This is a genomic window from Micromonospora sp. NPDC049836, assembly GCF_044465125.1.
Classification (GTDB): domain Bacteria; phylum Actinomycetota; class Actinomycetes; order Mycobacteriales; family Micromonosporaceae; genus Micromonospora.
Genome location: NZ_JBITLH010000011.1, coordinates 43,660 through 57,958 on the forward strand (window position 1 = coordinate 43,660; position 14,299 = coordinate 57,958).

10 protein-coding genes are annotated in these 14,299 nt (G+C 74.5%); 8 read left to right on the forward strand and 2 right to left on the reverse strand.

The window, feature by feature from the left end:
- Positions 1 to 6 precede the first annotated feature (6 nt).
- The 6 genes from ACIBPB_RS25810 (at position 7) to ACIBPB_RS25835 (ending at position 7,213) form a co-directional block, all read left to right on the forward strand.
- Positions 7 to 1,128 carry a glycosyltransferase gene (locus tag ACIBPB_RS25810; RefSeq protein WP_396842041.1) on the forward strand — a complete coding sequence of 374 codons (1,122 nt, stop codon included), beginning with the start codon at positions 7 to 9 and terminating at the stop codon, positions 1,126 to 1,128.
- 126 nt (positions 1,129 to 1,254) lie between these two features.
- Positions 1,255 to 2,418: a glycosyl transferase family 1 gene (locus ACIBPB_RS25815; RefSeq protein WP_396842042.1), complete on the forward strand. Its 1,164-nt coding sequence runs from the start codon at positions 1,255 to 1,257 to the stop codon at positions 2,416 to 2,418.
- On the forward strand, positions 2,415 to 3,569 hold the full coding sequence (locus ACIBPB_RS25820) for a glycosyltransferase (protein WP_396842043.1): 1,155 nt from the start codon (positions 2,415 to 2,417) through the stop codon (positions 3,567 to 3,569). Before ACIBPB_RS25815 ends, ACIBPB_RS25820 begins: the two co-directional genes overlap by 4 nt.
- Entirely contained in the window at positions 3,566 to 4,654 is a 1,089-nt protein-coding gene (locus tag ACIBPB_RS25825; protein ID WP_396842044.1) for a glycosyltransferase, read from the forward strand. Before ACIBPB_RS25820 ends, ACIBPB_RS25825 begins: the two co-directional genes overlap by 4 nt.
- Positions 4,655 to 4,667: 13 nt before the next feature.
- Positions 4,668 to 5,741 (forward strand): glycosyltransferase family 4 protein, encoded by a 1,074-nt coding sequence (locus ACIBPB_RS25830; RefSeq protein WP_396842045.1) that lies wholly within the window; start codon positions 4,668 to 4,670, stop codon positions 5,739 to 5,741.
- Positions 5,738 to 7,213 (forward strand): oligosaccharide flippase family protein, encoded by a 1,476-nt coding sequence (locus tag ACIBPB_RS25835; RefSeq protein WP_396842046.1) that lies wholly within the window; start codon positions 5,738 to 5,740, stop codon positions 7,211 to 7,213. The genes ACIBPB_RS25830 and ACIBPB_RS25835 overlap by 4 nt, the downstream gene beginning before the upstream one ends.
- A gap of 15 nt (positions 7,214 to 7,228) precedes the next feature.
- Here ACIBPB_RS25835 and ACIBPB_RS25840 read toward each other — a convergent pair whose 3' ends face one another.
- On the reverse strand, positions 7,229 to 9,040 hold the full coding sequence (locus ACIBPB_RS25840) for a hypothetical protein (RefSeq protein WP_396842047.1): 1,812 nt from the start codon (positions 9,038 to 9,040) through the stop codon (positions 7,229 to 7,231).
- Between the two features lie 321 nt (positions 9,041 to 9,361).
- On the opposite strand from ACIBPB_RS25840, the gene ACIBPB_RS25845 reads away from it, so the two are divergent.
- Together ACIBPB_RS25845 and ACIBPB_RS25850 are read left to right on the forward strand one after the other, a co-directional pair.
- Positions 9,362 to 11,257 (forward strand): hypothetical protein, encoded by a 1,896-nt coding sequence (locus ACIBPB_RS25845; RefSeq protein WP_396842048.1) that lies wholly within the window; start codon positions 9,362 to 9,364, stop codon positions 11,255 to 11,257.
- A complete protein-coding gene (locus ACIBPB_RS25850) occupies positions 11,254 to 12,792 on the forward strand; it encodes a glycosyltransferase family 4 protein (RefSeq protein ID WP_396842049.1) in 1,539 nt (512 codons plus the stop codon). The genes ACIBPB_RS25845 and ACIBPB_RS25850 overlap by 4 nt, the downstream gene beginning before the upstream one ends.
- On the opposite strand, the gene ACIBPB_RS25855 is transcribed toward ACIBPB_RS25850, so the two are convergent.
- The gene (locus ACIBPB_RS25855) at positions 12,708 to 14,255 is read right to left on the reverse strand and encodes a sugar transferase (RefSeq protein WP_396842050.1); all 1,548 of its coding nucleotides are present in this window, start codon (positions 14,253 to 14,255) and stop codon (positions 12,708 to 12,710) included. The genes ACIBPB_RS25850 and ACIBPB_RS25855 overlap by 85 nt on opposite strands.
- Positions 14,256 to 14,299: the final 44 nt, after the last annotated feature.

Consider the following 14,299-nt stretch of genomic DNA (forward strand, 5'->3'; position numbering starts at 1 on the left):
GCGCCGGTGAGCCTTGCCCCGTCCATGTCGGACGCCGGAACCCATCCCCTCGCCGGCCGCTCGGTCGCGCTGATCCACGAGTGGTTCGGCGCCACCGGCGGTTCCGAACAGGTCTTCCTGAGCATGGCCGAGGTGGTGCCGCACGCGCAGCGATTCGTCCTCTGGAAGGACGACGACGCGACGGTGGACCGGGAGATCCGCGAATCCTGGCTGGCGAGGACGCCGTTGCGGCGCAGCAAGGCGCTCGCGTTGCCGCTCATGCCGCTCACCTGGCGGACCCTGACCCGCGAGACCTACGACGTGGTCGTCTCGTCGAGCCACGCCTTCGCGCACACCGTCCGGATCGGTGACCCGGACCGGACCCGCCACCTGAGCTACGTGCACTCGCCGGCCCGCTACGTCTGGAGCCCGGACCTGGACCAGCGGGGCGCCAACCCGGTGCTCGCGCCGATGCGTGCCGTGCTGCAGGCGGGAGACCGGCGGCTGAGCCGGCACGTGCACAGCTACGCGGCCAACTCCCGGGAGGTGCAGGGCCGGATCCGCCGCTTCTGGGGCCGCGACGCCCGGGTGATCAACCCGCCGGTGGAGGTGGACTACTTCGGGGCCGCCCCGCCGGAGGTGCGCGACCAGGACCGCCGGTACCTGCTCGGCGTCGGCCGCTGGATCCCGTACAAGAACTTCGATCTGATGATCGAGATCGCGGCGGCGGCCGGCCTGCCGCTGGTCATCGCCGGTGGGGGTCCCGAGGAGGAGAACCTGCGCCGGTTCGCCACCCGCGTGGACGTGCCGGTCCGGTTCGAGGTCCGGCCCAGCAGGGCACGGCTCCGCGAGCTGTACTGGGGGGCCGTGGCGCTGCTCTACCCGGCGCTGGAGGACTTCGGCATGATCCCGGTGGAGGCGCAGGCCTGCGGTACCCCGGTGGTGGGGTGGGCGCGCGGCGGGCTGCTGGAGACGGTGGTGACCGGCGAGACCGGCTTCCTCGTCGACGCCACCGATCCGGCCGAGTACGTCGAGCCGATCCGGCTGGCGGCGAAGCTCCCCGCCCAGGCGGCGATGACCAACGCCCGCCGGTTCACCCCCGAGGTCTTCCAGGCGAACGTTGCCGCCTGGCTGACCGAACAGGGGTAGCCGGCCGGCTGCGTCCCCGGATCTAGTAGGAGTTCCGGTGTTGGGCCCGGGGGCGGGGCCGCGCATAATCGTGCCGGGCTCAGTGCACTGCGAGCGGGGGACTACTGCATGGGGACGGCATCGCCCGTGGCGAACGTGCTGATGTTGGGCACCGCGGAATGGGATTCCCCGATCGCGACGAACCAGCACTACGTCGCGCGGGAGCTCGCGGTCAGCACGAAGGTGACGTTCGTCGAGTCACTGGGGCTGCGCCGGCCCCGGCTCAGCCGCGACGACCTGGTCCGGATGGCCGGGCGGGTCCGCAAGGCGGTCGGTGACCGCGAAGCGCCGGCCCATCGGCCCCGGCCGGCGAACGCCCAGATCGTGTCGCCGCTCGTGGTGCCGCTGCACCGCACGCCCACCCGACCGATCAACCGGGCCCTGCTCCGGCGGGCCACCGCCGACTGGCTGACCAGCTCCCGGCCGCGCGTGCTCTGGACCTTCACCCCGGTCACGTACGGGCTGGAGGAGGCCGCCGACGTGGTCGTCTACCACTGCGTGGACCTGCTGGCGACCTTCCCCGGCGTGGACGGCGTCGCCGTGGCCCGCGGCGAGCGGACGCTGTCGACCCGCACCGCCGTCGCGATCGCCACCAGCACGGCGGTCCGGGATCATCTCGTCGCCGCCGGATTCCCCCGCGTCGAGCTGCTGCCGAACGTGGCGGACGTGTCCGTCTTCACGGCGGCGAGCCGGCCGGCTGCCGAGCGGCGTCCCGCCGTCCTCTTCTCCGGGAACCTCACCGTCCACAAGCTCGACATGCGGCTCCTCGAGTCCGTCGCCACCGCCCTGCGCGGGCACGGCGAGCTGCTGCTGGCCGGTCCGCTCGCCGCCGGCGGCGGCAGCTTCGACGCCGAGCTGCGCCGTCTCGAGGACCTCGGCGCCCGGCACGTCGGAGTGCTCACCCCGGACCGGCTCGCCGAGCTGGCCGGGACCTGCGCCGTCGGGCTGATCCCGTACGAGATCAACGACTACACCCGCGGGGTCAGCCCCCTGAAGTGCTTCGAATACCTCTCCTCCGGGCTGGCGGTGCTCAGCACCCCGCTACCGGCGGTCACCGAACTGGCGCGGACCAACCCGTACGTGACGGTGGCCGAGGGCGACGACTTCCCCGCCCGCCTGCCGGACCTGCTCCGGCCGGTGCCCGACACCGTGCTCGACGACCGGATGGCGAGCGCGGCGGCGCACGGTTGGTCGGGCCGCGGCGCATTGCTGCGCGAGCTGCTGGAGTCCGAACTGGTCGGTGGCCGGTGAAGCGGGTACTCGTCGTCAGCGTCGAACCGCCCTGGCCGGCCCAGCACGGCGGCCGCATCCGCACCGCCCGGGTCGCCGAGGCGCTGAGCGCCCACGCCGAGGTGCTGGTGACCTTCCCCGACCACGGCACCCGCCAGCCGGACCCTCCGGTCGCGACCCGCCCGCTGCCGTGGGCACCGCCGCCGGCCGTACGCACCCGGGCCTCCGGCCGCCCGCACCTGGGCGGGCACTATGTCGCGCCGGTCGCCGAGCCGCTCGGCGCCCTCTGCGCCGAGTTCCGGCCCGACGCGGTGTACTGGTCGCACTCCTACCTGGCCGCGTGGGCGCCCCCCGCGGCGCGCCGGGCGCCCCAGGTCGTCGAGTTCGCCAACATCGAGAGCCGGCGCCTGCGGACCCTGGTGACGTCGGCGCACGGCTGGCAGCGGGTGGCGCGCCGGGCCGAGGCGGCCAAGGCCGCGTTCTGGGAGCCCCGGGTGGCCGCCCGCGCCGCCCTCTGCGTCGCGCTCTCCGAGCCGGACCTGGACGTGCTGCGCGGCTGGTCCCGCGACGTCGTGCTGACCCCGAACGGGGTGGACCTGCTGCCCTACACCCCCTCACCGCCCGACGGCTACGTCCTCGCGCTGGCCTCGTACGACTACGAGCCGAACGTGCTGGCCCTGCGTGCCCTGGTCCGGGAGACCTGGCCACTCGTGCACGCCGAACGCCCCGAGGCGCGCCTGGTCATCGCCGGCCGGCGCAGCGAGGCGCTCCGTGCGGAGTTCGCCGGCGCACCCGGCGTGGCCGTGCTCGGCACCCTCGACGACATCGCGCCGGCCTACGCGGGCGCCGCGCTGACCGTCGCCCCCGCCACCTCCGGCGGCGGCTCGCAACTGAAGCTGACCGAGTCGATGTCGCGTGGTCGGTCGGTGGTGATGACCCCGTTCGCGGCCCGGGGCCTTCCGGCGGCGCTGCACGGCGCCGACACGTACTGGGTGGCGGACGGTTCGCGTGCCTTCGCCGAGGCGATCCTGGACGGGCTGCGGGACCCGGCCGACCGGCACCGGCGGGAGCAGGCGGCGTGGCGGCGGTGCGCCGCGCTCGGCTGGTCCGAGACGGTCGCCGGGCTGGTGGGTCGCATCTCGGCTCTCGCCGGTCAGGGGGCGGCGTCGTGATCCGTCGGGTCCACCTGATCGAGTCGGGCGGCCGGGGCGGGGTGTTCAACCACTCCGTCGAGGTCGCCGCCGGCCTGACGGCGCTCGGCGTGGACGCGGTCGTGCACACCGCGGCGGACTGCGACGCGGCGCCGCCCGAGGTCACCCTCTGCCGCTGCGTCACCTGGCACCGGGCCTCGGTCAACCGGGTGGTCCGCCAGGCCCGGACCTCGGCCCGGTACCTGCTGCGCACCCTGCCCCACCTGCGCCGGGTGATCGGCCCGCAGGACGTGGTCCACGTCCAGGGCATGTTCGCGCTCACTCCGGAGCTGATCCGGGTGGCCCGGCTGCGCGACGCGGCCGTCGTCGCCAGCCCGCACAACACCTTCGTCCGCTCCAACGCGCCCGGTGGCGGCCGGGCACTGCGCAGCGCCCTGCGGGACGCCGACCGGGTCCTCGTCTACTCGGAGGCCGACCGGCAGAGCCTGCTCGCCCGGGGAGTGGCCGGCGTCGTCCGGGTCCCGCTGGTGCAGTGGACTCCGCCGGTGCGGCCGGCGCTGGTGGAGCGGTGGCGTTCCGAGCTGGCGCCGGACGGCGGCCGGCTGGCCCTGCTGCCGGGTCAGGTCCGGGCCGACAAGAACCCCGAACTGTTCGTGCACGCCCTGGCGCAGCTGCCCGACTGGCGGGGAGCGGTGGTCGGCGCGGACCTCGGACCGGGCCAGCACCTCGACACGCTGATCCGGCGGACCGGGGCCGCCGTGACGACCGCCTACCGCTACCTGGACGTCGACGAGTTCACCGCGCTGGTCGCGGCCGCCGACGTCGTCGTCGCGCCCTACCAGGTCGCCAGCCAGTCCGGGGTGCTCGCGGTCGCGGCCGGGCTGGGTGTGCCGACCGCGGTGGCGCCCTGCGGCGGCCTGGGCGAGCTGGCCACCGCCGTCGCCCGGGACACCAGCGTCACGGCGATCCGGGACGCGATCGTGGCCGCCCACGAACGCGGCGCGAAGCCGGTCGAAACGGCCGACGCCACCAGCCATTACCTGCACGAGTACGTCGCCGCCCAGCAGAGCCGGGCCGGTGCCCGGACCCGCACCCGCACCCGCTGAGGGGAACACCGCATTGTCCAGGTTGACCGTCACGATGGTCTCGGTCTCCGACACCGCCGGTGGCGCCGAGGCGCACACCGTCGCGCTCGGCCAGGGGCTGCGGGACCGTGGCCATGACGTCGTCCTGTACGGCCAGTGCCCGGGCTGGGACGAGCGCGGCCTGGCCCGACAGGACGTCGGGCTCGGACCGAAGTGGTCGCGCCGGACGATGGCCACCGGGCTGCTGCGGGTGCCCGTCGAGCGGCGCCGGACCCGGACCATCGCCGACGCCTCGATCTACTACCTGCAGTTCAAGCGGGAACAGATCGCCCTGACCGCGCCGCTGTCCCGTCGCGCGCCGGTGGTCTGGACGGAGCACGGGCGGTGGATGGGAGGGCCCGCGGGCCGGCTGCTCCTCGCCGGCTACGCGCGCGCCGCCGAGCACGTCTCCCGGGTGGTCTGTGTCAGCGCCGCGGTGGCCGACGACCTCGAACCCGTGATCGGCCGGGACAAGCTCGTGGTGATCCCGAACGCGATCGACACCCGGCGCTACGCCGCCCCGCCCGCCGGGACGCGGGACGAACTGCGCCGACGGCTGCTGCCCGGGCGCTTCCAGGGCCGCCGGGTCGCCGTGCTGGCCGCCCGGCTGCACGCCGCCAAGCGCCACGACCGGGCCGTCGCGGCGGCGGTGGCCAGCGGGAGCGCCCTGCTCGTCGTCGGGGACGGCCCCGACCGCGAGCGCCTGGAACGGCTCGCCGCCGGCAACCCCGACGTGCACTTCACCGGCCACCGGGAGGACGTACCCGACCTCCTGGCCGCCAGCGACCTCTACCTCTACTGCGGCGCGGAGACCGATGGCACGCCGACCGCCGTGCTGGAGGCCGCCGCCGGCGGGCTGCCCGTCGTGGCGTTCCGGGGAGATCCCGGGACGGAACTGGTTGCCCGGTGCGGCGGTGTGGTGCTCGACGATCCGTCGGAGTTGACGGCCGAGCGCGCCTCGGCGCTGCTGGCGCTGCGGGGCAGCGGCGTCGACTACGTCGAGCAGCGGCACGGCCGGGACAGCTGGCTCGACGCGTACGAACGGATCCTCGGGGAGTGCGGCCAGTGACCTCGCCCGGACAGACGACCGACAAGCCGGCGCAGCTCGCGGCGGCCGGGCCGGAGCAGGCCTCCCGGTCGGCGCGCGGGCTCAGCATGGCCACCGCCGTCTCCCTGGGCCTGCGGCTGCTGGGCATGGCCGTGGGCATGGCGACCAACTCCGTCCTCGCCCGCTATCTCAACCCGGACGGCTTCGGGGTCTTCGCCCTCGCGCTCACCCTGGGCACGGCGGCGGCACAGGTCGCCGACATGGGCACCACGATCACCGTGAGTTCCCGGATCGCCCGGGAGAAGGCGTCCGCCGGCCGGATCCTCAGCACCGGTCTGGTCATCCGTACGTCGGTGGCCCTCGTGGTGACGCTCGGCCTGCTGGTCGCCGCGGCCGGCGGGCTCTTCGGCGGGTCCAGCTCGGTCATCGGCGTGGTCGCCATCGCGACACCGCTGTCCGCGGCGTCGATCCTGACCGCCGGGGCGACGGCGCGTTTCCGTCCGGAGGTGTCGTCCGTCCTCGCCCTCATCCAGGGCGTCCTCTGGCTGGTCGCGGTCGTCACCATCGCCCGGACGGGCGGCGACGTCGTGTTGCTCGCGTGGTTCTTCGTCGCCGTCGTCGTGGTGCAGACCGGCATCGGCGTGATGATCAACCGGAGGTTGGTGCCGCTGGGCCGCCCGTCGTGGGCGGAGGCAGGCCGGATCTTCGCGCTCAGCTGGCCCCTCGCGATCAGCGCGCTGGCGGTGATGGCCTACTACCGTCTCGGCTCGGTGATCCTGTTCCACCTCCAGGGCGCCGCGGAGGTCGGCTACTACTCGGCCGCCTACAAGTTCCTCGACGTCGCCCAGCTCGGCCCGGCGATGCTGGTCGCCCCGCTGCTACCGATCGTGGCGACCAGCGCGGCCATGGACGCCCACCGCCGGAAGCTGGTCCTCAGCCTGGCCGCACGCACCGGTGCGGTGATCGGCGTGGGTACCGCGGTCCTGCTGATCGCGCTCGCGCCCGCCCTCGTCACGTTCCTCTACGGCGACGACTTCGGCCCGGCGGTCACGCCCCTGATCCTGCTGGCCGTGGCGTTCGTCGGGGTGACCCTCGGCTATGTCGGCACGACCATCTGCTCCGCGCTGGGCGTGGTACGGCCGATCGCGGTGCTGACCGTCGCGGTGGCGGTGGTCAACCTCGCGGCCCAGTTCTGGGCGTGCGCCAGGTGGGGAGCCACGGGTGCCGCGGCGGTCGCGGCCGGCACCGAGTTCGTCATCGGCACCGCCACCTGCCTGCTCGCCGCGCGGGCGATGACCTCGCGGCTGCCCGTCCGGCAGATGGCGAGCGTCCTGCTCCTCGGCGCCCTCACCGTCCTCGTCCTGTGGCTGGTCCGGCTGCCGTGGCCGGTCGAGGCGGGGCTGGCCGCCGGCCTGTTCGGCACGGCGGTGCTGGCCGCGCGGGCGATCACCCTGGCAGACCTGAGACGGGTGCTGTCGCCCAAGGCCCTGTGACCCGCGCCGGCGCCGTCAGTAGGTGGCGCCGGTCTCGACGTGCTGCCACGTCAGCCCGGTGCACACCACCGGGCCGATCCCGCACGACAGGTGGGCGTTGGTGTTCGTGGCCCGGCTGCCGTCGACCCGGGCGAGTTTGCTGACGTCGACCGCCAGCTCCGGCGCGTAGGAGACCACCGAGCCGCCGGCGGCGATCGCCACGCCCCGCGAGCCCGGCCCGGAACGCAGCCCGTCGCCGCGGACCACCACCGCGCCCGAGCGGTGCACGCTGGCGATGCCGCCGGCGCCGTCGATGGTCACGTCCGACAGCAGCAGCTCGGTCTCGGTATTGAGGTCGACCAGCCAGTCCGCGCCGGTGGCCCGCACGCTGCCGACGGCCAGCCGGGGCAGGGCGTGGGTCCGCGCCGGAGCGGTGACCAGGCCGCCACCGTGACCGGCGAACCGCACCTCGGCCAGGGTCGCCTGCCGGACCGCGGCGTCCGCCGCCCACAGCGGCAGCTCGAGCAGACGACCGTCGCGGGTGGCGGTCAGGTCGACCGCCCGGACGGTCAGGTCGTCGACCTGTCCGGCGATCCGGGTGACCACGGCGCCGGCCGTCATGCTGCCGACCGCCACCCGCTCCATGCGCAGCTGCCGGATCCTCGCCTTCCGGTCCACCGACAGCAGGGGGACGGTGTCGAGCCGCGCGACGTCGACGTCGGAGACGGTGAGCTCGTCCACCCTGGCGGGGGCGGTCGACGGCGTGACGTGAACCAGCGGCACCTTCGTACCGGGGCCGTCGATCCGCAGGCCGCGAAGGCGCACCCGGCCCACGGACGAGCCGGTGATCCGCACGATCCCACCCCGACCGGGCAGGGTCGCGGCGGCGACCTGCTCCACCGTCACGTCGTCGACCCGGCCACCGGTGGTGCGCCACTCGGCGGTGTCGTCCCCGATCCAGAGAACGTTGTTGCCGGCAACGCCCGTGACGCCCCGGACGGTGGTGCGCAGCGCCACGGTCTCCGGTGACCCGCCGAGCACCTTGACCAGCGCCGCGAGCGAGGCGGCGTTGATGTCCTCGATGACGGTGTCGGTCACCGGCCCGGACACGTCGTCGTAGGTCTGCCAGTCGCGCGGGGTGATGGCGACCGTGTCGTCGCCGGTCGACCCCCGGATCCGGGAGATCGTGGTCCGCGCGGCGGGCCCCTGCAGGTGAACGCCGTCGGAGAACACGGCGAACGTGATCCGGGTGACGGTGGTGTCGCTGACGTCGCCGAGGGAGATGGCGTACTTGTCGCTGGCGGTCTTCACGGTCAGGCCGTCGAGGGTGAGCCGGTCCACCCGCCGCCACCGCAGGGTGTGCAGGTCGGGACCGGTCCCGCCGACCCCGTGCGCGCGCACCCAGGTGCCGCCGACGACGGTGATGTCCCGGTCCCGGCCGCCGGCGGTGACCGCGTTGTTGGTGAGCAGGTTGCAGGCGCTGCCGGCGGCCAGGGTCACCGTGCAGCCCGACATGGTCAACCTGGTGCCGCTGTGCACCACGAGGGGAGCGCTGATCCGGTAGTGGGCACCGCGGCGGCCCTGCACCGGGCCGCCCGCCCCGGCGAGGAGCGCGGCGTTGAGCGCGCCGGTGTCGTCGCCGCCGGACGGGGACGGCAGCAGCACGGTCCGCGCCCGGCGCGGCGTGTCGCCGGTGAGGACCAGCTCGCCGGCGACCACCAGGGCGCCCGCGGTGGCGAGCAGAGCGCGGCGGGTGACCCCGCGCGGCGGTGGCGGGCGAACGCCGATGACGGTGCCGGGTGGCGACCATCGACCGCGAGCGCGCAACGTTGCCACCATTCGAGCCATCCGATCGAAGCCTGGGGACATCGTAGTGTGCCTCGGACGGCGGCCCCGCCCCATCGCCGGCGTACCCCCTTCCGGCCCTGCCCATCAGGCGGGCGACCCTGGTCGCCTTTCCTGATACTGTGTGCCGCGACGGCCGCCGCGCCGTGATGTTCGACCTACCACATTGCACGGCCGTCCTGGTCACAGGGCTGCTCTCGCTGTGGTCGTCCCGCGACTGTCACGGCAACCGGCTCGGCATTTCTGTCGGCGGGGTTCCGGGTCAACGACGGCCGATCGGGACCCGATCTCGGGGCAAAGGCAGTGATGGGTTCCAGAGGAACGGTGACTGGTCCGGACACGGACGCGGGGGAGAACCAGCCCGGGTTGACCCTGGACGCATCCCGTCCCGGGGCCGGTGCGGAGCAACAGCGGTCCGCCGTGCGGGTGTCCGGCTGGCTCGCCCGCGCCGCCCAGCCCTTCACCGCCATCGTGCGCCGCCCGCTCGGCTGGGCCGCCTGCGCGGTCGCGGCGTTGTCGGCCGCGTACCTCGCCTGGACGGTGCCCACACCCGTCGGGTTCGTGGTCGCGCTCGCCCTCCCGGTGCTGCTGCTGCGGCTGCCGGTGACCGGCCTCGTGCTGGTGGCGGTGCTCGCCCAGGAGATCAAGCCGAACGGACGTTTCGGCGTGCTGACCACCTTCGGCTACCAGGGATACTTCGGGCCGGGCAAGATCCCGGTCATCCTGCCGCTGGTGCTGACCGCGGTGCTCGCGGCCGCCGCCCGGTGGTGGCCGGCGCAGCGTCCGCGCCTCCGGTCGGCCGGCGGCCTGCTGCTCGGGCTCGCCGCGGCGCTCGTCGTGGTGAGCAGCGGGGTCGGGCTGCTTGCCGGGCAGTCGGTCTTCTCCGCCGTCAACCAGAACTCGCGCCCCTTCGTCCTCCTGCTCCTCGGCCTCGCCGTCGGGCTGAGCATGGGGCGGTTGCGGGACGACCGGACCTCGTTGCGCCCGGCGGTCGGCGCGGCGCTGGTGGGGCTGCTCGTCGCGGCGGCCGTCGCGATCCCGCTCGGCGAAATCGCTGACGACCGGCTCAGCGCCTACTTCGTCTACTACGACTCGGCGCTGCCGGCGATCGCCGCGGCGGTGCTCATCGGGCTGCTCGGGCAGGGCGGATGGCGCTGGGACTGGCGCCACCTGAGCGTGACCGCCGCCGCCCCCCTGCTCGTCCTGATCAGCTTCCGGCGTAGCGTCTGGCTCGCCGCCGTGGTCGCCCTCGTCGTCGTTCTCGTGCTCACCTGGCGGCGGTGGCGGCTGATCGCGCGGCAACTCGCCTTCGCGGCCGCCGTGGTGGCGGTGGTGGTCTTCGCCGCGCCGGGCTTCGCCGCGGACCTCGGGCTGCGCAGTGTCGGTAGCTTCACGGCCGGGACCGCCGAGCCGGCCCCGAACGCCACGCCGAGCGCGGGCGGCGGACCCGGGGCGAACGGTGCCGCGCCGTCCAGCGGCGCGCCGAACGGCAGCCCCGCGCCGGCCGCGAGCCGCCCGCCGAACGGCAACCCGAAGCCCGCCACCAGCCCGGCGCCGGCCGCGACCGGCAAGCCAGGTGCCGGCGCGAAGCCGGGTGGCGGTGGCGCGCCCACCTCGCACGTCCGGCCGGACCCGAGCGGCACCCCGGCCGGTACGCCGGCCGCGACCCCGCCGCCCAGCCGGCCCGCGCCGACGCCGCCCGCCCAGCAGAGCGCGGCACACCAGGCGGAGTCCACCAGCGGGCACCTCAGCGATCTGCGCCTCGGCTGGGACTATGTCCGGGCCGACCCCTGGACCGGCGTGGGTCCGCTCGCGCCCCAGCTCCCGGGGCTGGCCGCCCACGACGCCGAGCGGGTCTACGTGCACAACGAACTGTTGCAGGTCTGGCTGCGATACGGTCCGCTGGCGCCCCTGCTGGTGGTCCTTTTCCTGGCCGCCGCCGCGCTGCTGGCGTTGCGTGCCCTCCGCGACCCCGACGCCGACGGCATCGTCCGGTCGGCGGCGGCGTTCTGCCTGATCACGCCGTTGTGCGTGATGACCGCGCCGTTCCTGTCCGAGACCAGCCGGTGGCCGCTGGTGGCCGGCCTCGCGGCGGGGATCGTCGCCCAGTTCCTGCGTCGGGGGCCGGACGGCCGGCCCACCCGGCCGACCGGCTCATCCGTGCCGCGGCGCGGACAGGACTCCCCGTTCCCGGGTCTACAGAAGGGCACTCCGCAATGACCGGCACCTCGCGCCGCGCGCTGCGGCTCACGCTCTGGGCGCAGCGCCAGGCCCACGTCGTGCCGGCGCCGCTGCGCCGGCTGGCCGGACGGACCCTGCGCCAGCTCACCGATCCCGGCAGCGCCACCACGCTGCCGAGCGAGGACTGGTCGGTCCCGCTGGTTCCCGGCCGGGGCGGCGGTGACCTGGTGGCGCTCCGGCCGGCCACCGCCGACCCGCGCCCGCCGGGTCCGCCGCCCACCGTCGAGGTCAACGGGCACCGGCCGGTGCGCTGCGCCATCGCCGCCGGGGTGCTCGACGTCGGTGGCGCCGAGGAGGTGGCGGCGTTCCTCGCCCGCCGGCTTCCCGCCCACGGCTTCGAGACGGTGGTCGTCTACTCCGACAAGCGGCTGCCCGGGCAGGAGGGCGAGGGTGGTCGCCTGGCGTCGGCCCTCGCCGCCGAAGGCGTCGCGACCCAGCAGCTCACGCCGGCCGACGCCGGCCAGTGGCTGCGGTCCTGGCGGCCCGACGTTATCAGCGCGCACAACGCCCGCGACTGGCTGCTCGACGCCGCCGGCGAGGCCGGCGTGCCGTGGGTGGAAACCCTGCACGACATGCACCGCTTCTACCACCCGGCCTCCTGGGAGCCGGAGAGCCGGCGCGCGCAGCGGATCGCCGCCCAGGTCGCGGTCAGCGACCTCGTCCGGCAGCAGTACCTCACCCGCGTTCCCAGCTATCCCGGTGACCAGGTCATCACCGTGCCGAACGGCGTGGACGGCGCACGCGTCCCGCTCGTCGACCGGACGCTGGCCCGCGCGGCGCTGGGGCTGACGGACGAGTTCCTGTTCGTCTCGTTGGCGCGGTACTGCCTGCAGAAGAACACCTTCGGTCTCGTCACCGCGTTCGGCGACGTGGCGGCCGAACATCCGGACGCGCACCTGCTGGTGGCCGGTCGCGCCAACGACGACCCGATGTACTACGAGCAGACCCGGCAGGCCGCCGCGTCGCTGCCGGGCGCGGACCGGATCCACCTCCGTGGACACTGCGCCAACCCGTCGGCCCTGCTGGCCGCCGCGGATGCCTTCGTCCTCGACTCCTTCTTCGAGGGTTGGTCGCTGGCGTCGATGGAGGCACTGGTGGCCGGGATCCCCGTCGTGCTGCCCGACGTCGGTGGCGCCCGCGAGCAGTTGGCCGGCGGCCGGCGGGGCCACCTGGTCGCCAACCCGGCCGGCGACGCCGAACTGGTCGACTGGCAGGTGATCAACGACCTCCGGTACCGGCCGCAGCGCAACCGTCCGGAACTGGTCGCCGCCATGTCGTCGATGATCCGGGAGCGGGCCGCCTGGGCGAGCGCCCGACAGCGGCTGCGCGACGAGGCGACCGCACTCTTCTCACCCGACGAGTCCCTGGCCGGGCACGCCCGGGTGTTGCGGGCGGTCGCGCTCGGTGAGCCGGTGCGGGCCGACGCCGGTCAGCCGCCGCCGCCGCGGAACACCTCCGCGACCGTACGCAGCACGACCTTGATGTCCAGCCAGAGCGACCAGTTCTCCACGTAGTAGTTGTCGAACCGCGCCCGGTCGGAGATGGGCGTGTCCCCACGTAGGCCACTGACCTGCGCGAGCCCGGTCAACCCCACCGGGACCCGGTGCCGCATCGCGTAGTTCGGGTATTCGGCCGAGAACTTCTCCACGAAGTACGGCCGTTCCGGCCGGGGGCCGACCACGCTCATGTCCCCACGCAGGATGTTCCACAGCTGGGGCAGTTCGTCCAACGACGTGCGCCGCATGAACCGGCCGATCGGGCCGACCCGGCGATCGTGCGCAATGGACCAGTTGGTCTGCGACTCGTGCTCGTCCACCGGCCGCATCGAGCGGAACTTCACCACCTTGAACGGCCTGCCGTACCGGCCGATCCGCTCCTGGTAGAAGAACACCCCCCGGCCACCGTCGAGGAACGTCGCGAGCACGCAGAGCAGCAGCAACGGGCTCAGCACGAGCAGCGCCAGCGCGGCGAGCACCACGTCGGAGGCGCGCTTGACGGCCCACCGCGGCCCGCTCAACGTGGTGTCCCCGATCTGCACGATCGGGATGGCGCCCACATGGTCCGGGTAGCCTCCGTGGGACCGGGAACCCCACAGGCGCGGCACCGCCCACAGGTCGCACCGCGCGCTGAGCGGACGGAGCAGGAACTCCATCACCGTCGACTCCGGACAGTCCGGGTCGGCGATCACCAGGACGTCACAGTCCAGCAGCCGGACCAGGTGCTCCAGGTCGTTCAGCGTGCCGATCAGCGGCAGCCCTCCGGCGTCCTGCCGGGACGGCACGTCGACGCAGCCGACGAAACGCAACCCGTACTGGGGGTAGCGGCGCAGCAGCCGGGCCAGTTCGACACCGACCGGACCACCGCCGACCACGATGGCGTTGTGCTCCAGCCAACGCCGGCGCCGGGCCATGATGATCAGTTTCCGGGTGACGGCCCGGCCGACGATGACCAGCACCGCGGAGAGCGCGACGCCGTGCATGAACCCGCTGACGTACGGCACCGAGTCGTGGCGGTAGGCGGCGATGATGGCCACCACCGCGCCGCAGGCCAGCAGCCGCCCGCAGAGGCTGGGCAGTTCGTCGAGGATGCTCAGGTGACGGCGGGCCCGGTAGAGCCCGCCAGTGGCGAAGACGGCCACCGCGAGCGCGGCGTTGGCCAGCGTGCCGCGCCAGTAGTTCTGCGTCACCAGCAGGGGCGTGAGCAGCGCCGCCACGTCGACCGGAACGGTCAGCATCCACGCCCGCAGCCAGCGCGTCCGCTTCGAGGCGCGGGAACTGGCGTACGGAAGGACGGCGGTCGTGTCCAGACCGGCCCGCACCGGCGGGGTGGCGGTCGGCGCGGGCGACAGGCGGACGGCCGGGACCGGGGTCAGCAGGCCTGGGTCGGCCGCCGCCCCGGTCGGAGGGCCGACGCCGCGCCCCGCTGACTCGCCGAACTGCACCGCAGCCGGATCCCTCGTCGCCGACTGGCCTGACATGTCGATCCTCCCCCGTGACAGCCCGCGGTCGACGTCACGCCGAC

Coding starts and splice junctions, on each gene's coding strand:
- ACIBPB_RS25850 (WP_396842049.1), top strand. CDS start 11,254: ATGACCGGCACCTCGCGCCGCGCGCTGCGGCTCACGCTCTGGGCGCAG.
- ACIBPB_RS25840 (WP_396842047.1), bottom strand. CDS start 9,040: ATGGCTCGAATGGTGGCAACGTTGCGCGCTCGCGGTCGATGGTCGCCA.
- ACIBPB_RS25855 (WP_396842050.1), bottom strand. CDS start 14,255: ATGTCAGGCCAGTCGGCGACGAGGGATCCGGCTGCGGTGCAGTTCGGC.